The sequence below is a fragment of the Micromonospora sp. U21 genome (assembly GCF_018070045.1).
Taxonomy (GTDB): Bacteria; Actinomycetota; Actinomycetes; order Mycobacteriales; family Micromonosporaceae; genus Micromonospora.
Window position 1 is genome coordinate 127,954 of sequence record NZ_JAGPYK010000013.1, and the last position, 17,934, is coordinate 145,887.

The window sequence follows — 17,934 nt, forward strand, 5'->3', positions numbered from 1 at the left end:
ACGCCGGGCTCAGCCCGGGCAGCCGACGGTGGCGGCGAGCCGGGCGGCGTCCGGGGTAAGTTCGGCCAGCACCGTGACCAGGCCGGCGCGGTACGCGTACACCGGGGGGTTGTCCAGCAGTGGGGCGCCGCCGGCCAGCGGGGTGAGCCCGCCCGCCGACCCGACCGTGCCGGAACCGGCGGTGGAGCGCGCGGTACGGGCCAGCACGCCGCCCGGGCACGGCGCGGTGACCAGATCCGGCGCTGCGTCGGCAGGCCGGCCGAGCGCTCGCAGCGCGGCCGTCAGGGCGGCGGCCTCCGGGCCGGCGTCGGTGGCCGGCGGCGGGGCGTAGCCGGAGCCGACCGGCCGGCAGCCGGTGTCGACGGTCAACCGGATCCGGCCGTCGCCGGTTGGCCGCCCCTCGACAGCGACGAACTCCCCGGCGTCGGCGCGCAGCTCCGGGCCGTCCAGCCCGGGCCCGACCCCGGCTCGCCAGCTTGCGGGAAGGCGATCGGCGATCCCGGACAGCACGGCCCGCTCGGTGCCGACGGCCGCGAGCACGCCGACCTCACGCCGCAGCGCGGCGCCGTCGGCGAACGGCGTGACCCGGCAGCCCGATTCGACCCGTGCCGGCCCCAGCTCCAGCAGCCCGGCCGCGCCGGACGCCCGGGCCAGCTCCCCGACCGCCCGGTCGACCACCGGACCGGCCTGATCGAGGGAGCGCTGCTCCCGCACGGTCGGTGGGTCGTCGCGGACCGACGTCCAGACGAGCGCGGTCAGCAGTACGGCCCAGACCACGGTCGCGACCAGCAGCCAGCGCCGCCGCCGGGCAGGCGCCGGGGCGGCGGGACCGGTCGACGGGGTCCACCCCGTCCGGACAGCTCCGCTCACCCGGCCATGGTGTCACGGGCGGCCCGGCGGCGATCGGCGGCGTCGGGCACGCCCGCGGTCAGGTGGACTGGGGCGGCGGATCGATGCGGTAGCCGACCCCCCGAACGGTGTGCACCTGCGGCACGCCCGGCAGGCCGCGCAGCTTGCGCCGGAGTCGCTTGACCGCGGAGTGCAGGATCGCGGTGTCGCCCAGGTACGCGCCGCTCCAGACCGCGGCGAAGAGCTGCTCGTAGCTCCACACCACCAGTGGCGGGCCGATCAGCCGGGCGAGCAGCTCCCGCTCGGTGCGGGTGAGCGGGAGCGGCTCGCCGCACCAGGTGACCACGTGCCCGGCGGGGTCGACCACCAGCTCACCCCAGCTGACCGGCCCCTGCTGTTCCGCGGGTGGGGTGACCGGCGCGACGGTCGGGGCCTCATCCCGCGGTGGCGACGGGAACAACATCGCGCGCAGCTCGGTCAGGTCGGCGCAGCTCACCACCGGGCCGACCCCGTCGAGCTGGCGCACCACCCGCTCGCGCACCGAGACGTCCGCGCTCACGCAGACGACGATCGGGACCTCTCCACCGGACACACCGCCTCCACCCGCACCAACCGTATTGAGCGTGAATTCCACCCGACGATAGTGACGCATGCCAATGGATTCCGGGGGCCGGCCCGGTTCACCCCCCTGCCGCCAACCGGAGCGGGATGCGGGCCTACCGAACCGTCGGGAGCGGCTGGGGCCGGTCACCCGCGAGGGTGACCGGCCCCGGACCGATCGGAGGGTGGGCTGTCAGGCGACGGTGACGCTGACCTCGTTGATGCCCCGGCCGGCGGTGACGGCGGTGTCGCCGTTGCCGTGCCGGGAGAGCGCACGCAGCGTCCAGGCGCCCGGCGCGGCGAAGAACCGGAACTGGCCGGCCGCCGAGGTGACCACCTCGGCCGTGAACTCACCGGTCGAGTCGAGCAGCCGGACGTACGCGCCCGGCACGGCCTCGTCCGCCGCCGAGCGGACGACGCCGGTGATCACGGTTTCCTTCTCCAGGTCCAGGGTGGCCGGCAGCGGCGCGGCCTGATCGGGTGCGGCGCAACCCGCAGCGGTGGGAGCGGTCATGGGAATCAGGCCTCCCCGGGCTCGTCGCCGAGCGCGACCGGCACGCCGACCAGCGAGCCGTACTCGGTCCAGGATCCGTCGTAGTTCTTGACGTTGCGGTGACCGAGCAGCTCCTGGAGCACGAACCAGGTGTGCGAGGAGCGCTCACCGATGCGGCAGTAGGCGATGGTCTCCTTGCCGTCGTCGAGGCCGGCGTCGCCGTAGATCTTGCGGAGCTCGTCGTCGGACCGGAAGGTGCCGTCCTCGTTGGCCGCCTTGGACCACGGGACGCTGATCGCGGTGGGGATGTGACCGGCACGCTGCGCCTGCTCCTGCGGCAGGTGGGCGGGGGCGAGCAGGCGACCGGCGAACTCGTCGGGGCTGCGCACGTCGACCAGGTTCTTGGTGCCGATCGCGTCGACGACCTCGTCGCGGAAGGCCCGGATGGAGGTGTCCGGCTCCTGCGCGACGTACTGCGTCGCCGGGCGGCTCACCGTCTCGGTGACCAGCGGGCGGGCGTCCAGCTCCCACTTCTTGCGACCGCCGTCGAGCAGCTTGACGTCACGGTGGCCGTAGAGCTTGAAGTACCAGTAGGCGTACGCGGCGAACCAGTTGTTGTTGCCGCCGTACAGGATGACGGTGTCGTCGTTGCTGATGCCCCGCTCGGAGAGCAGCGCCTCGAACTGGGTCTTGTTGACGAAGTCCCGGCGGACCTGGTCCTGCAGGTCGGTCTTCCAGTCGATCTTGATTGCACCGGCGATGTGGCCGGTGTCGTAGGCCGAGGTGTCCTCGTCGACCTCGACGAAGACGACGCCCGGGGCGTCGAGGTTCTTCTCGGCCCACTCGGCCGAAACGAGTGCGGTGTCGCGACTCATCGAATCACTCCCTGGTGAGGATGGTTGGTGAGCCAACGCGCGAGATCGATGGATGTATCTGTCGCACCACGCGCGGGACCCAGCGGAAGGACGGGATCACGGGTTCGTGCGACGGCGCCGCTGCCGGGCTTTCGGTGGGATCACCGGAGGGTGCGAGGACCCTGCGTGCCGGTGGCCGCCGTCAGGCGGCCGGAAACAGCCCCGCCGTCAGATGACGGGGCGACACAGGCAGGTGGCCACGCGGCACAGGTCGACCGCGCGCCGTTTGGTGAGGTGGGTCCCCATGGCCAGGGAGCCTACCAGCCAGTGACCGGGCTGCCACCAGGCCGACCAGCATCCGGGAATCGCGCGTGCGGCCTCCAGGGCTGGCATCCGACCGCCGGCGGCCTGCTCAACCCGCGGAGTTGATCGGCACGTTCTTCGCGTCGGCGGTGACCGCCAGCCCCTCCGGCAGCGGCCGGACCTCCCGGACGGCGAGCTGGAACGGCAGGTCGGGCAGCGGCACGTCGACGGAGATGCCCTTGGCGTAGTTGTTCAGCAGAGCGCGGGCCAGCGGCAGGTTCGGCAGGCCCGCAGCGTCCAGATCGTTGAAACGCAGGGCGACGGCGCCGCTCTCGGCGACGGTGACGTCCGCGGTGCCGCTGACGGTGAGCTTCTGGCCGAGGATGTCGACCGGGGCGGTGACGGCGAGCTTGCCGCCCTGCTCGCCGAGGGTGAGCCCGGGCCGGTCCAGCAACGCGGCGAGACTGTCGTAGCTGATCGTGCCGGTGCCGTTGACGGTGTCCGCCACGACGTCGCCCTGGCCGGTACGCAGGGTGTCCAGCGACGCCCGCACGTTACGGGCGTCCACATCCAACACCGGCAGCCGCACGGCGTCGCCCTCCACCGAGGCCTGCACGTCCCGCAGCTTGATGGAGATCCGCTGGTAGCGGCCGTCGATCACCTGGGTGAGGAACGGAGTGCCACCGACCTGGACGTCGGGCTCGGCGGACTGCGCGCCCTGCTTGGTGACCTCCTGGCGGACCCGGTCGGCGATGGCCCGCTCGGCCACCCCGACCGCCACCCGGTCGGCGACCACCAGCAGCCCTGCCACCACCAGGAGCAGAACGACCAGGCCGATGAGCAGCTTGCGACCGCGCCGTCGGGGGCGGGCCTCGTCCGCCGGATACTCCTGGGCCACGCCGCCTCCTGTCTCCGCCCGCCGCGGTGCGGCGGGTCGTCCATACCGGCGCCGCAGGGCGGCGCACCCGTAGGTACCCGACCGGCTCCAGGCTCAACCGTTGCTCAGAGGAACAGCATGCACATGGCGTACGCGGCCGGCGCGGCCAGGGCGAAGCCGCCGAGTGGACCCTGCATGTGCCGGGCGACCCACATGGTGGGTGGTTCGCCGGCCATCAGCCGGCCCGCCTCGGCGTACCCGACGGCGAGGTCGGAGAGCACGGCGGTGACCGCCGCGACCAGGCCGATCACCGCGGCCCGTGTGGGCGTGAAGGGGGCCACCAGGTAGCTGCCGAGGACCGCGCTGATCAGCGTGCCGACCATCGCGCCGACGACCACGCCGGCGGCGCCCCGCGGAACCTGCGGGGCCAGCCGGGGCCAGGGCAGCACCGCGTCGGTGAGCCGGGCGACGGTCAGCGCGACTCCGCTCGCGGTGAGGCAGACCGTGATCGCCTGGGTGCCGGCCGGGATCCGGCTGAGCACGATCAGGGTGCCGAGGGCCACGACTCCGACCACGATGAGCAGCGTGGCGCCGAGCGAGTCGGTGACCCGGACCCGGTCGACCCGACGGACCAGCTGACCGAGCACCGCGGCGAGGAAACCGCCGGCTGCCAGGTAGCCCAGCGGCGCCAGGCCGGCGATGTCGGTCTGCACCGCGGCGATGTCGGCGACCGCGGCGACCGCGGCGCTGATCCCGGCGACCAGCAGCAGCGCGGGTGGTCGCATGGCCATCGTCCAGGCGAGCACGAACAGCAGCTGGACGCCGAAGATGATGAAGGCGAACGGCAGCCGGTGACCGGGGCCCGAGGTCTGCGCCCCCAGCACCAGGCCGACACCGAGCAGTGCCGCGAAGCCGGCGATCGTCAGCGCCAGCGGGCGGCGCACCTCGACCGCGGGTACGACCTCCTCCTCCGGCTCGTCGATCTCGTCCTCGGAGCGGCGGGCCGGCTCCCCGGCTCGGCGGGCACGGCGAGGCCCACCCCGTTCACGGCGTTCGCCGTCGGTGACGGGTGGCCCGGTGCGCGGCGCGGGCGGGTGGCCACGGGTCGGGGCGGCCGGGCCCGTGCGGGCCCCGTCGGGCCACGATTCGCGGCCGGCGTCGGGCGAGGTGGAGGGAAACACGCCCCGATCGTGCCAGACCGACCGCCCAACGCGGTGGTTACGGGTTTCAGCAGCGTTAAAACCTGCGCCACGATCAGGGGCAAGGTGGACAAACGGGAAATGACCTGACGGCGCAACCGAGGCGATCGGTTACGCTCAACCCGCTACCCGCCCGTCAGCGACGCCGGGACCACGCAAATTCTCAGCGCACTTTCCGTAAGTGTGTCTGGTCGCGTGCGGCCACGCGCCGCCGGGACGGAGGTGATCGTGGAGATCCTGCTGCTGGTGACCGCACGCGCAGGGGAACCGTCCGCTGTGCTGCCGGCACTCGACCTGCTGCCGCACTCGGTCCGCACCGCGCCGCGCGACGTCCGCACCCTGGTCGCCGGCCCCAGCCCGGACGCGGTGATGGTGGACGCACGGTCGGAGCTGAGCGAGGCCCGCGCGACCTGTCGAATGCTGCACGCCACCGGGCTCGGGGTGCCGCTGGTCGCGGTGGTGACCGAGGCCGGTCTGATCGCGTTGAACGCCGACTGGGGGGTCGACGACGTCATCCTCGCGTCGGCCGGCCCCGCCGAGGTGGAGGCGCGGCTGCGGCTCGCGGTGGGCCGGCTGAGCAACGCGACCGCCGGCGCCGGCGGCTCGATCCGGGCGGGCGAGCTGACCATCGACCCGGACACCTACGCCGCGAAGCTGAAGGGGCGCCCGCTCGACCTCACCTACAAGGAGTTCGAGCTGCTGAAGTTCCTGGCGCAGCACCCGGGCCGGGTGTTCACCCGGGACCAGCTGCTGCGCGAGGTGTGGGGGTACGACTACTTCGGCGGCACCCGGACGGTGGACGTGCACGTCCGGCGGCTGCGCGCCAAGCTCGGCTCGGAGTACGAGTCGATGATCGGCACCGTCCGCCAGGTGGGTTACAAGTTCGTCGTTCCGCCGTCGCGGTCGCTGCCCGAGGCGGAGCACGCGCCGCTGCCCGTCTGACCTCAGGCCACTCGGGGCCGATTCCCCATATGCCCTTTTTGCGCAGCTCGTCGGTTCTATTCTGACTGCCGGGTTTGTCGGAGAAAGGGGTGACGGTGCGCGCAGTGACCACGGGGGCGACGGGCCGGCGTGACCGGTCGGCCGGGCGGAAGCCGTGACGCGGGTCAACTCGACCGCCCGGGCAGCGGGAATCGTGACGTTGGTGGCGGCGGCCCTGCTCGGCTCGGCGTACGTGCTGGGCCGCAGTCTCGTCCCCGACCAGCCCCAGCGGCAGGCCACCGGGGTCACCACGAACGCCGACGGACCGCACTACGCCGACCAACCCACCGGCGACGAGCCGAGCGGAGCCCCGACCGCAGGTCCCAGTGGCGGCCCCACCGAGGCCGGTCAGGACGGGTCGGGGCGGGACGCGCAGGGTGACCGGCTGTTCGGCGCGCACTCCACCACCGGCAACGCGCGGCTCGCGCTGACCTTCGACGACGGGCCGGACCCGCGCTACACCCCACAGGTCCTCGCCACGCTGCGCGAGTTCGACGTCAAGGCCACGTTCTGCGTGGTGGGCGAGAACGCTCAGTACCATCCCGACCTGATTCAGGCGATCGTGGCCGACGGGCACACCCTGTGCAACCACTCCTGGCACCACGATGTCACGCTGGGCAACCGGTCGGCGGACATGATCCGTGCTGACCTGTTGCGGACCAACGAGGCGATCCGGGCAGCGGTGCCGGACGCGCCGATCGTCTGGTACCGCCAGCCCGGCGGCGCCTGGACCTACCCCGTGGTGTCGGTGGCGCAGCAGCTCGGCATGACTCCGCTGCACTGGTCGGTGGACCCGTCCGACTGGGAGGCACCCGGTGCCGGCAAGATCGCCGCGTCGGTCATCACCCAGGTCGAACCGGGCTCGGTGGTGCTGCTCCACGACGCTGGTGGAGAACGGCAGGGCACGGTGGACGCACTGCGCCGGATCCTGCCCGACCTGACCCAGCGGTTCGAGCTGGAGGCGCTGCCCGCCGATCCGACGTGAGCCGGCCCCGCACCGCGGCCGGGGTCCCGGCGGCCCGCCGTTCCCTGCGGCTACGGTGACGGGATGAGCAGCGCCGAGGCGACCAGCGACCAGGTGACCCGGACCGACCGACCGACTCCGGCGGAGATCGCCGACGTGTTGGCTCTGGCCCGATTCGCGGGCGACACCGACGGCGCGGACCCGCTCGACGAGCACGTCCTGCTCCGGCTGCGCGACCCGGACGCCCCGGCCGTGCACCTGATCGCCCGCGGCGACGACGGCGTGCTCACCGGGTACGCGCACCTGGACACCTCCGACCCGGTGGGCGGGATCGGGGTGGAGTTGGTGGTACACCCCGCGTACCGGCGGCGGGGCACCGGACGGGCACTGGCCCGGGGCGTGCTCGCCTCTGCCACCGGGCCCCTGCGGGCCTGGGCGCACGGTGACCACCCCTCGGCCGCCGCGCTCGCGGTCGACCTCGGGTTCACCCGTGCCCGGGTGCTCTGGCAGCTGCGCCGGCCACTGGCCGCCCCGCTTGCGGAGCCGCGACTGCCCGACGGGGTGGTGCTGCGCCCGTTCCGGCCGGGGGTCGACGACGCCGCCTGGCTGGCCCTCAACGTGCGGGCCTTCGCCGAGCACCCCGAGCAGGGTCGGTGGACGTCGGACGACCTGCGGGTCCGGCTCACGGAGCCGTGGTTCGACCCGGCCGGCTTCCTGCTCGCCGAGGAGACCGCCACCGGCCGGCTGCTCGGCTTCCACTGGACCAAGGTGCACGAGCGCCCGGGGTCGGCCCGGATCGGCGAGGTGTACGTGCTCGGCGTGGAGCCGACCGCGCACGGTGGTGGGCTCGGCCGGGCGCTCACCACCGCCGGGCTGGCGTACCTGCGGGACCGGCGCGGGCTGGACCGGGTGATGCTCTACGTGGACGAGTCGAACACCGGTGCGGTCGCGCTCTACGAGCGGATCGGCTTCGCCCGCTGGTCCGCGCACATCAACTACCACCTCGGCTGACCGGCGGTCGCCGCCGCGGCCGGGTCACCGGCGGGTAACGACCGAGCGTCGGCGGGATAACACCCTACCGGAAACATGCCCATACATCCGACAGGCGTACCCGGGTTCACTTAACGGACAACTCACCCTCAGCGAGCAGTCACCTCAAGGGCCGTACGTGTTCACCTCGCGTTCACTCGCGACCGGCGAACCGGCTACCTGGCACTTCTAACTTTCGTATCAGCCGGTCAGTGCCGGTTCTCGGCCCCTGGGATCGGGGCGCCAAGTCAGACGCGAAGGGAAACCCCTCAGGTGAAGCTCCAGCGGTACGGCACTCTTGCCTGCCTCGCTCTCGCCGCGACGCTCGGCCTCAGTGCATGCGGCTCGGACAACAACGAGCCCGCCACCGGCGCCAGCGCCTCCGGCTCGGCCGCCGCGGTCGACTGCGCCACCGGCACGCTGAACACCCAGGGCTCGTCCGCCCAGAAGAACGCCATGGACGAGTGGATCAAGGCGTACCAGCAGAAGTGCTCCGGCGCCAAGATCAATTACGAGCCCTCCGGCTCGGGCGCCGGCATCCAGGCCTTCATCGCCGGCACCGCCGACTTCGCCGGCTCCGACTCCGCGCTCAAGCCGGAGGAGCAGCCGCAGGCGGACGCCAAGTGCGTCGACGGCAAGGCCATCCACCTGCCGATGGTGATCGGCCCGGTGGCCATCGCCTACAACCTCGACGGCGTGGACAACCTCCAGCTCAAGCCGACCACCCTGGCGAAGATCTTCGCCGGCAAGGCGACCAAGTGGGACGACGCGGCGATCAAGGCCGACAACCCGGACGCCAAGCTGCCGTCGACCGCGATCAACGCGGTGCACCGCTCGGACTCGTCCGGCACGACCGACAACTTCACCAACTACCTCAGCAAGACCGCTGAGACCGACTGGACCTTCGGCAAGGCCAAGGAGTGGAAGGCCCCGGGCGGTACCGGTGCCGCCAAGTCCGACGGCGTGGCGAGCGCGATCAAGGGCCAGGCCGGCACCATCGGCTACGTCGAGTGGTCGTACGCCGAGAACGGCGGCCTGAAGATGGCCAAGGTCGGTAACGGCAACGGCGAGTTCGCCGCGCTGACCGCCGAGTCCGCTGGCAAGACCATCGCCGGCGCCAAGGTCGAGGGTCAGGGCGACGACCTGAAGATGTCGATCGACTACAACACCAAGGAGGCCGGGGCCTACCCGATCGTCCTGGCGACCTACGAGATCGTCTGCGGCAAGGGTCTCGCCGCCGACAAGCTGCCGCTGGTCAAGGGCTTCCTCGCCCACGCCGCCAGCGCCGAGGGCCAGGCGGCTCTGACCGAGCTGGGCTACGCGCCGCTGCCGGAGACGGTCCGCACCAAGGTCGAGGCCGCGGTCAAGAACCTCTCCTGACCAAGACACCACTTCCGCAATCGAATCGAGCGAGCAGATGGGTGAAACCCCCCACCGCTCGGCCGACGCCGGCACCGGCGGGACCCGCGTGACCGAGAGTCACGAGTGGCCCGCCGGTGCCTCGGCGCGTGTGGCCGAAGCACCAGTCAGCACCCGTACCCCGGGCGGCACCGGGCTGGGCGGCGGCGGCGCGCTGCCCCGATCCCGCAAGTTCGGCGCCGAGCGGGCCTTCCGCGGCCTCACCCTGGCCGCCGGCACCGCCGTCCTGGTCATCATCGCGGCGATCGCGGTCTTCCTGGTCGCCAAGGCGACGCCGGCCCTGCGCGCCAACACGGAGAACTTCTGGACCTTCGAGGGCTGGTTCCCCAACGACGCCGAACCGAAGTTCGGCATCGGCGCGCTCGCCTTCGGCACGGTGCTCACCGCCGCCCTCGCACTGCTGGTGGCGGTGCCGATCGCCCTGGGCATCGCGCTCTACCTCTCGCACTACGCGCCGCGCCGGTTGGGCACCACACTCGGCTTTCTGATCGACCTGCTCGCCGCCGTCCCCAGCGTGGTCTTCGGTCTGTGGGGCCGGGAGGTCTTCCTGAAGCCGGTGCAGGACCTGTCCGTCTGGCTGAACAAGTACTTCAGCTGGATCCCGCTGTTCGGCGGCGACGGTCCGTTCGGCAAGTCGATCCTGCTCGGCTCGCTCGTACTGGCGATCATGGTGCTGCCGATCATCACCTCGCTCTCCCGCGAGGTGTTCCTGCAGACCCCGACCGCCAACGAGGAGGCCGCCCTCGCCCTCGGCGCGACCCAGTGGGAGACGATCCGCACCGCGGTGCTGCCCTACGGACGGCCCGGCATCATCGCCGCGGTGATGCTCGGCCTGGGTCGCGCGCTCGGCGAGACCATCGCGCTGGCGATGACCCTCGGCATCACCTTCGGCATCTCGTTCAACCTCATCGAGAACGGCGGCAACAGCATCGCCGCCAACATCGCCAACACGTTCGGCGAGGCGAACGAGACCGGGCGGGGCGCCCTGATCGCCTCCGGCCTGGTGCTCTTCGCGATCACGCTGATCGTCAACATCACCGCGCGCGTGATCATCTATCGCCGCCGGGAGTTCACGGAGTCGGCCGCATGAGCACCACCGTCACCTCCCACCGCCCCCGCCCACCGGCCGAGCCCACCTCGCTGCGGGCCCGGAGGCTGCCCGCGTACACCGCGCCGGCCGTCGCCGTGGCGGCCCTGGCGCTCGCGGCCGCGATCGTCTACGGCGCCGGCATCGGCGGCCCGGTCCTCGTGGTGGTCCTGGGCGCGGTGCTCTACCTGGCCGGGCTCTTCGCCGCCGCCAACGCCGTCGAAGGGCGGCGGTCGGCCCGCAACCGCACCTGGAGCGCGCTGATCCACTCCGCGTTCGTACTGGCCGTGCTGCCGCTCGCGTCGGTGGTCTGGACGCTGTTCAGCAAGGGCGCCGAACGGCTGGACGTGAACTTCTTCCAGACCTCGATGAACAACATCGGGGCCCGCGACCCCGAGGGCGGCGCGTACCACGCGATCGTCGGCACGCTCGAACAGGTCGGCATCGCCACCCTGATCACCGTGCCGCTCGGCATCCTCTGCGCCATCTACATCGTCGAGTACGGCCGAGGCCGGTTCGCCTTCGCGATCCGGTTCTTCGTCGACGTGATGACCGGCATCCCGTCGATCGTCACCGGCCTGTTCGTGCTGGCGTTCTGGGTGCTGATCGTGTCGCCGTGGTTCAACGACGGCCGGCCGGGCTTCTCCGGCTTCGCCGCCGCGCTGGCCCTCGCGGTACTCATGCTGCCCACCATCGTCCGGTCCACCGAGGAGATGCTGCGCCTCGTCCCGGCACCGCTGCGCGAGGGCGCCTACGCACTCGGCGTACCCAAGTGGAAGACCATCCTGCGGGTGGTGCTGCCGACCGCACTGCCCGGCATCGTCACCGGCGTCATGCTCGCCATCGCCCGCGCGGCCGGCGAGACCGCACCGGTGCTGCTGGTCGCCGGTGGCGGCGCCGCGATCAACACCAACCCGTTCGAGAACAACCAGTCGTCGCTGGCCCTCTTCGTCTACCAGCAGGCCGGTGACGCGTCGAGGTACGCGCCGGCACGGGCGTGGACCGCGGCACTCACCCTGGTCACCCTCGTGCTGATCCTGACGATCGCGGCGAAGCTGCTGGCCCGCCGTAACCGGCTCAGCCGATGAACCCCGGAGGTACCACCATGGCCAAGCGCATCGAAGCCTCGAACGTCACCGCCTACTACGGTGCCTTCAAGGCCATCGAGAACATCAACCTGACCGTCGAGCCGAAGACGGTCACCGCCCTGATCGGCCCGTCCGGCTGCGGCAAGTCCACCTTCCTGCGGTCGATCAACCGGATGCACGAGGTGCTGCCGGGGGCCCGGGTCGAGGGCAGCCTCACCATCGACGAGCAGGACATCTACCACCGGGACGTCGACGTCACCGCGGTCCGGCGCACGATCGGCATGGTCTTCCAGCGGCCGAACCCGTTCCCCACCATGAGCATCTTCGAGAACGTGGTGGCCGGGCTGAAGCTCAACGGCGTCCGCCGCAAGTCGATCCTGGAGGAGGCGGCCGAGAAGGCGCTGCGCTCGGCGAACCTGTGGGACGAGGTCAAGGACCGGCTGGGCAAGCCCGGCGCGGGCCTCTCCGGGGGTCAGCAGCAGCGGCTCTGCATCGCCCGGACCATCGCGGTCGAGCCGCAGGTGGTGCTGATGGACGAGCCCTGCTCGGCCCTGGACCCGATCTCCACGCTGGCCATCGAGGACCTGATGTTCCAGCTCAAGGACAAGTTCACGATCATCATCGTGACGCACAACATGCAGCAGGCCGCTCGGGTGTCGGACCGGACCGCCTTCTTCTCCATCGAGAAGACCGGCGACCCGGGCCGGCTGATCGAGTACGACAACACCCAGAAGATCTTCAGCAACCCGAGCGTGAAGAAGACCGAGGACTACATCACCGGCCGCTTCGGCTGAGCCACCGAACAGTCCGGAAGGGGCGCCGGACCGGCGCCCCTCCCGCACGCCCCGCCCCGCCCGCCCCCGCCAACGCCCCACACGCGTCGATCTAGGGCAGGTTGCTGTGCTCAAAGATCGACTCGCAGCAACGTGCCCTAGATCGACGCGCGTGGAGAGAGGGCGGCGACGGCGTTACGTCAGCCGAGGACGAAGCGGGGCTCGCCGTCGGGCGGCAGGTCCAGGCGGGGGGTCACGGGGGTGGCCGCGTCCCGGTCGGCCGACGCCTGTGCCACCCCGGCCAGGTCGCCGGCCGCCGCCACCTGGGCCAGCGTGACGAGGGTCGGCGGCAGCATGGTCAGCTCGCCCGCCTCGGCCCGGGCCAGCGCGTCCGCCGGGCGGATCCACAGGGTGTGGTCGGCCTCTCCGGAAACGTCCCGGGTCCGCTGGCCCGCCGGCAGCAGGGCGACGAAGAAGTACGTGTCGAAGCGGCGCGGCTCGAACTCCGGGGTGATCCACCGGCTCCACGGCAGCAGCAGGTCCGACCGCAGCGTCAGCCCCCGGCCGGCGAGCAGTGCCGCGAAGCCCAGCCGGCGCCCCTCCAGATCCTGCCGGGCCGCCTCCCAGTCATCGCCGCTCACGTCGCCCACCACGGTCGTCCGGTCCGGGCCGGCGAGCAGCACGCCGGCCTCCTCGAAGACCTCCCGGGCGGCCGCGCAGACCACCGCCTGGGCGGCGTCCGGGGCCACCCCGAGCCGCCCCGCCCACTCACCCGGTGCCGGGCCGGCCCAGTCCAGATGTGCGGCGGAGTCGGAGCGGTCCACGCCGCCCCCGGGAAAGGCGTACATCCCGCCGAAGGTCATCGCGGCGACCCGGCGGATGACGTACACCTCGAAGTCAGCGCCGGTTGGGCGGAGCAGCAGCACAGTGGCCGCGACCCGGGGCACCGCCGGCAGGCCGCCCTCTTCCCGGAACCGGCGGGCGTGCTCGACCAGGGCGGCCGGGGCGGCGAAGCCGTCGCTGTCGATCGTCATGCCGCGAGCCTAGTTCCCGCACCGGGCGGCGGTGTCCCGGCGGATGGGCCGGCCGGTGGACCGGGCACGGGGTGGTTCAGCTGGCTCGGTTAGCGTGCCGACATGACTCGTTGGGGCATCCTGGCCACCGGCCACATCGCCAGCCGTTTCGCCGAAGACCTCCGGCTGGTGCCGGACGCCGAACTGGTCGCGGTCGGCTCCCGTGCCGCGGACAGCGCGCAGCGCTTCGCCGACAAGCACGGCGCGAAGCGCGCCTACGCCTCCTGGGTAGAGCTGGCCGCGGATCCGGAGGTCGACGTGATCTACGTGGCCACACCGCACGCCGCGCACTACGAGGCGGCGATGACCTGCCTGACTGCCGGCCGACCGGTGCTGCTGGAGAAGCCGTTCACTCTCGACCTGGCCAGCAGCACCGAGCTGGTGGACACCGCCCGCGCCGCCGGGGTCTTCCTGATGGAGGCGATGTGGATGCGGACCAACCCACTCATCCTCCGGGCGGCCGAGCTGATCGCGGAGGGCGCGATCGGCACGGTGAGCAGCATCCGGGCCGACTTCGGGGTGTCCGGGCCCTTCCCGCCGGAGCACCGGATGCGGGCCCTGGCGCTGGGCGGAGGCGCCCTGCTCGACCTGGGTGTCTACCCGGTCAGCCTGGCCCATTTGCTGCTCGGCATGCCGCAGCACATCCGGTCCTGGGCGCAGCTCGGCCCGGAGGGGGTGGACGAGAACACCGGCATCCTGTTCGGCTACGACACCGGCGCGCTGGCCACCCTGAGCTGCGGCATGGTCGGCTCGAGCGGGCTGTCCGCCTCGATCACCGGCAGCACCGGCCGGATCGACCTGCCGGAGCCGTTCTTCCGGCCGGGTTCGCTGACCCTGCACCGGGACGGCGCGGAGCCGGAGACGATCACCGCCGACATGGCCGGCAAAGGTTACCAGTACGAGGCGATCGAGGTGCAGCGCTGCCTGGCGGCCGGGCTGACCGAGAGCCCGCTGGTGCCGCACACCGTCACCCTCGAGGTCATGGCCCTGCTGGACGCGGTACGCGAGCAGATCGGCGTGCGGTACGCCTGACTGGTGGCCCAGACCGCCGCGGATGCGCGGCGGGTCGGGGTTTGGACGGGCGGCGCCCAGCAGCCGACCAGATCGGCGAAGGCGAGGACCAGCAGGCCGGGCGCCGACCGGGGCGTCACAGGTAAGTCTTATCCCCATATCGGCGGTGTATGGATTGTGGGCTGGATTCCCCGGAGCGAAGTGCAGTCGGCGAGTGATCATCTGGACGAGGTGGCACCGCCGGGGTGCGAGGTAGCAGCCTGAAAACGGTGGGTCGTTTGCTTCTCCCAGGCGACTCTCCCGTCCGCGCGGCGCCGGAGCCGCCGCAGCGTAGGAGGGGACAGCAGTGGCCTCGGAATTTCCTGCGCGAGCGGACCGCATATCCCGTGTGGGGACGTAGGTCGAGCGACTCCCCGCAAAGTTCCGGGGGTGCGCCGTGGCTGGGTACATGACTGACGGTCCCGATTATCGCGATGGAGTGGTGTCCACCGGCCGGAAGGGATTCGAGCGAAGGAAGGGCACATTACCGACGCACAGTGCGTCGGTAATGTGCCCTTCCTTCGTGGCGCCGTGCCGGGGCGGGTCAGCCGAAGAGCGGGCGGACCAGCAGGTAGGAGATGCACGCGAAGAGCGCGGCGGCCGGGAACGTGATGATCCAGGCGATCACGATGTTGCCGGCGACGTTCCAGCGCACCGCGGAGAGCCGCTTGGTCGCGCCCACGCCCATGATCGCCGAGGTGATCGTGTGGGTGGTGGAGATCGGGGCCTTCAGCACCAGGGCGTTGAAGTAGAGCACCGCGCTGGCCACCGTCTCGGCGGCGAAGCCCTCCGGCGGACCGAGGTCGATGATCTTGCGACCGAGGGTGCGGATGATCCGCCAACCGCCGGCGTACGTGCCCAGGGCCAGCATGGTCGCCGAGGTCCAGAACACCCAGCCGGGGATGTGCGTCTTGTCGTCCTGGAAGCCGCCGGTGTAGAGCGCCAGCACCACGATGCCCATGGTCTTCGCGGCGTCCTGCATGCCGTGGCCGACCGACATGGCCGCCGCCGAGGCGGTCTGCGCCCAGCGGAAGCCCCGGTTGAGCTTGCCCGGCTGCCCCTTCCGGAACAGCCAGAGGATGGCCAGCATCAGCAGGTAGCCGAGGGTGAGGCCGACGATCGGCGACAGCACCATCGGCAGGAGGACCTTCTCGCCGATGGTGACCCACTGCACGACACCGCCGGTGGACAGCAGGGTCGCGCCGACCAGGCCACCGAAGAGCGCGTGCGAGGACGACGACGGGAGGCCGAAGTACCAGGTGATCAGGTTCCAGACGATCGCGCCGAGCACCCCGGCGAAGACCACCCCGAGGCTGCTCACCCCGGTTGGCAGGATGACCAGGCCGTCACCGACGGTCTTGGCCACCCCGGCGCCGAAGTGCGCGCCGACGAAGTTGCCCACAGCGGCGAGCAGCAGGGCGATCCTGGGTGTCAGCGCCCGGGTGGAGACGCTGGTCGCGATCGCGTTGGCAGCATCGTGGAAGCCGTTGGTGTAGTCGAACGCCAGGGCCACCGCGATCACCGCCAGCACGGCGATGAGTTCGGGTGTCAGAGTCACCGGCTCAGGACTCCTTGACCGCGATGGTCTCGACGGTGTTGGCCACGTGCTCGAAGGCGTCGCAGGCGGCCTCCAGCTCGTCGGCCACCTCCTTCATCTTCAGCACCGTCAACGCGTCGTACTCACCGGAGAAGAGGCGGACCAGCAGCTGCCGGTTGATCCGGTCGCCCTCGTTCTCCAGCCGGTTGCACTCGATCCAGTAGTCCTCGAGGTCCTTCATCGACTTCAGCCGCGGCATCGCGTCGGCGGTCAACTTGGCCTGCTGGTCGAGCACGTTCACCATCTCGTGCAGCTCGCGGGGAAGCGCCGGGAGTTCGGTCAACCCGTACAGGTAGAGGAGGTCCCCGACCGCCTCCAGGTGGTCCATCACGTCGTCCAGCAGCGAGCCGAGCCGGTAGATGTCCTCCCGGTCGAACGGCGTGATGAAGGTGGAGTTGATCTTTTTGTACAGCTCGTGGGTGATCTGGTCGCTGTCGTGCTCGACCTCGGTCAGCCGCTCGCTGACCGACTGCACGTCGACGCCGGGCAGGGCCAGTTCGTTCAGCAACGCGGTGCCCCGGACCAGGTTCTGCGCGGCCCTGGTGAAGAGCTCGTAGAAGGCGCCCTCGGTGGGGCGGAAGGAAAACTTCACAGCACAGACCTCGTCGCGTCGGTGGAAGGGTGGCGGTACCCATCGGGTGCCCGCTTCGTGAATGCTAGGAAACGCCAGAACCGCGAATTCGTCGGCCCACCCCTGGTCAGGCCTCATTCACCGGTCGTTCACCTGCCGTTCATCTCGGCCGTCCCATGCGCCACCGCTCCCCCAGCACGCAGCCGTTCGCGCTCGTGGGCCACGTCGAAATCGGCAGGCGGATACCCCAGACTGAGGGTGTCGAACGTCTCCCGCAGCAGGTGGGCCACCGCCCAGTCGCGGTACCATTTCCGGTCCGCCGGCACCACGAACCACGGCGCGGCGTCCGTGCCACACCGGCTCAGCGCCTCGGCGTACGCGGCCTGGTAGTCGTCCCAGCGGGCCCGGGAGTCGACGTCCGAGGGGTTGTACTTCCAGTGCTTGCGGGGGTCGGTGAGACGCTCCAGCAGCCGCTCGCCCTGCTCGGCGTACGAGATGTGCAGCATCACCTTGACCAGGGTCACGCCGCCCTCGACCAGCTCCCGCTCGAAGGAGTTGATCTCGTCATAGCGGGCCCGCCAGGTGGCCTCCGGCACCAGCGAGCCGACCCGGGCGATCAGCACGTCCTCGTAGTGCGACCGGTTGAACATCCCGACGTACCCCGGCGGCGGCAGTGCCCGGCGGATCCGCCACAGGAAGTCGTGCCGCAGCTCCTGCGGAGTGGGCGGCCCGAACGAGCGGATGTGCAGGCCCAGTGGGTTCATCGCGCCGGCCACCCGCTTGATCGTGCCGTCCTTGCCACCACAGTCCATCGCCTGGAGCACCAGCAGCACCCGGTGCTCCGGCCCGTCCGAGCCGGCCTTGGCCATCGCGAAGAGCATCTCCTGCTGTTGGCCGAGCTCACCGCCGACCAGCTCCACCTGCCCGCGGGCCCAGGCCTTGCGGTGCTCCCCGGTCACCTCCGTCCCGGGCAGGCCGGGCGTGGACCGCGGGTCGATCTCCCCGAGATCCACCGGTGCGGTGACCCGCAGCAACTCCCGCACCGGGCCGCCGTCGGGCGCCACGATCCGCGCTTCCTGGGGTGCGTTCATCCTCGGATCATCGCCCACCCGCCGACCAACCGCCCG

At 71.5% G+C, this 17,934-nt stretch carries 19 protein-coding genes; 8 read left to right on the forward strand and 11 right to left on the reverse strand.

Annotated elements, in window-relative coordinates; all coding sequences use genetic code 11:
• Positions 1-9: 9 nt before the first annotated feature.
• The 7 genes from KBX63_RS18895 to KBX63_RS18920 all read right to left on the reverse strand — a co-directional run bounded on the left by KBX63_RS18895 (position 10) and on the right by KBX63_RS18920 (position 5,157).
• On the reverse strand, positions 10-870 hold the full coding sequence (locus KBX63_RS18895) for a hypothetical protein (RefSeq protein ID WP_210912545.1): 861 nt from the start codon (positions 868-870) through the stop codon (positions 10-12).
• A gap of 58 nt (positions 871-928) precedes the next feature.
• Positions 929-1,441, reverse strand: a complete 513-nt coding sequence (locus tag KBX63_RS18900; protein WP_307871761.1) for a winged helix-turn-helix domain-containing protein — start codon at positions 1,439-1,441, stop codon at positions 929-931.
• Positions 1,442-1,642: 201 nt separating this feature from the next.
• A complete protein-coding gene (locus KBX63_RS18905; RefSeq protein ID WP_210912547.1) occupies positions 1,643-1,963 on the reverse strand; it encodes a DUF1416 domain-containing protein in 321 nt (106 codons plus the stop codon).
• Between the two features lie 5 nt (positions 1,964-1,968).
• Entirely contained in the window at positions 1,969-2,817 is an 849-nt protein-coding gene (locus tag KBX63_RS18910) for a sulfurtransferase (RefSeq protein WP_210912548.1), read from the reverse strand.
• Between the two features lie 207 nt (positions 2,818-3,024).
• On the reverse strand, positions 3,025-3,189 hold the full coding sequence (locus KBX63_RS36760; protein WP_374102243.1) for an Ms5788A family Cys-rich leader peptide: 165 nt from the start codon (positions 3,187-3,189) through the stop codon (positions 3,025-3,027).
• Between the two features lie 19 nt (positions 3,190-3,208).
• A complete protein-coding gene (locus tag KBX63_RS18915) occupies positions 3,209-3,997 on the reverse strand; it encodes a DUF2993 domain-containing protein (RefSeq protein WP_210912549.1) in 789 nt (262 codons plus the stop codon).
• Positions 3,998-4,101: 104 nt separating this feature from the next.
• On the reverse strand, positions 4,102-5,157 hold the full coding sequence (locus tag KBX63_RS18920; RefSeq protein ID WP_210912550.1) for a hypothetical protein: 1,056 nt from the start codon (positions 5,155-5,157) through the stop codon (positions 4,102-4,104).
• 240 nt (positions 5,158-5,397) lie between these two features.
• Here KBX63_RS18920 and KBX63_RS18925 point away from each other — a divergent pair, with 240 nt between their 5' ends.
• The 7 genes from KBX63_RS18925 (at position 5,398) to pstB (ending at position 12,537) form a co-directional block, all read left to right on the forward strand.
• The gene (locus KBX63_RS18925) at positions 5,398-6,117 is read left to right on the forward strand and encodes a response regulator transcription factor (RefSeq protein WP_181518701.1); all 720 of its coding nucleotides are present in this window, start codon (positions 5,398-5,400) and stop codon (positions 6,115-6,117) included.
• Positions 6,118-6,271: 154 nt separating this feature from the next.
• Positions 6,272-7,141 carry a polysaccharide deacetylase family protein gene (locus KBX63_RS18930; protein ID WP_210912551.1) on the forward strand — a complete coding sequence of 290 codons (870 nt, stop codon included), beginning with the start codon at positions 6,272-6,274 and terminating at the stop codon, positions 7,139-7,141.
• A gap of 63 nt (positions 7,142-7,204) precedes the next feature.
• Entirely contained in the window at positions 7,205-8,131 is a 927-nt protein-coding gene (mshD, locus tag KBX63_RS18935) for a mycothiol synthase (RefSeq protein ID WP_210912552.1), read from the forward strand.
• 291 nt (positions 8,132-8,422) lie between these two features.
• On the forward strand, positions 8,423-9,529 hold the full coding sequence (pstS, locus tag KBX63_RS18940; RefSeq protein ID WP_210912553.1) for a phosphate ABC transporter substrate-binding protein PstS: 1,107 nt from the start codon (positions 8,423-8,425) through the stop codon (positions 9,527-9,529).
• A 37-nt stretch (positions 9,530-9,566) separates the two neighbouring features.
• A complete protein-coding gene (gene pstC / locus KBX63_RS18945) occupies positions 9,567-10,658 on the forward strand; it encodes a phosphate ABC transporter permease subunit PstC (RefSeq protein WP_210912554.1) in 1,092 nt (363 codons plus the stop codon).
• Entirely contained in the window at positions 10,655-11,743 is a 1,089-nt protein-coding gene (gene pstA, locus KBX63_RS18950) for a phosphate ABC transporter permease PstA (RefSeq protein ID WP_210912555.1), read from the forward strand. The genes pstC and pstA overlap by 4 nt, the downstream gene beginning before the upstream one ends.
• A 17-nt stretch (positions 11,744-11,760) precedes the next feature.
• Positions 11,761-12,537, forward strand: a complete 777-nt coding sequence (gene pstB / locus KBX63_RS18955) for a phosphate ABC transporter ATP-binding protein PstB (RefSeq protein WP_210912556.1) — start codon at positions 11,761-11,763, stop codon at positions 12,535-12,537.
• Positions 12,538-12,716: 179 nt separating this feature from the next.
• On the opposite strand, the gene KBX63_RS18960 is transcribed toward pstB, so the two are convergent.
• Positions 12,717-13,550 carry an NUDIX domain-containing protein gene (locus KBX63_RS18960; protein ID WP_210912557.1) on the reverse strand — a complete coding sequence of 278 codons (834 nt, stop codon included), beginning with the start codon at positions 13,548-13,550 and terminating at the stop codon, positions 12,717-12,719.
• 102 nt (positions 13,551-13,652) lie between these two features.
• Between KBX63_RS18960 and KBX63_RS18965 the strand changes: the two genes are divergently transcribed.
• Positions 13,653-14,621 (forward strand): Gfo/Idh/MocA family protein, encoded by a 969-nt coding sequence (locus KBX63_RS18965; protein ID WP_210912558.1) that lies wholly within the window; start codon positions 13,653-13,655, stop codon positions 14,619-14,621.
• A gap of 562 nt (positions 14,622-15,183) precedes the next feature.
• On the opposite strand, the gene KBX63_RS18970 is transcribed toward KBX63_RS18965, so the two are convergent.
• The 3 genes from KBX63_RS18970 to KBX63_RS18980 all read right to left on the reverse strand — a co-directional run bounded on the left by KBX63_RS18970 (position 15,184) and on the right by KBX63_RS18980 (position 17,898).
• Positions 15,184-16,191, reverse strand: coding sequence for an inorganic phosphate transporter (locus tag KBX63_RS18970; RefSeq protein WP_210912587.1), 1,008 nt, complete (start codon positions 16,189-16,191; stop codon positions 15,184-15,186).
• Positions 16,192-16,201: 10 nt separating this feature from the next.
• Positions 16,202-16,828, reverse strand: coding sequence for a DUF47 domain-containing protein (locus tag KBX63_RS18975; RefSeq protein WP_030327784.1), 627 nt, complete (start codon positions 16,826-16,828; stop codon positions 16,202-16,204).
• Between the two features lie 128 nt (positions 16,829-16,956).
• Entirely contained in the window at positions 16,957-17,898 is a 942-nt protein-coding gene (locus KBX63_RS18980) for a PPK2 family polyphosphate kinase (RefSeq protein WP_210912559.1), read from the reverse strand.
• Between the last annotated feature and the right edge of the window lie 36 nt (positions 17,899-17,934).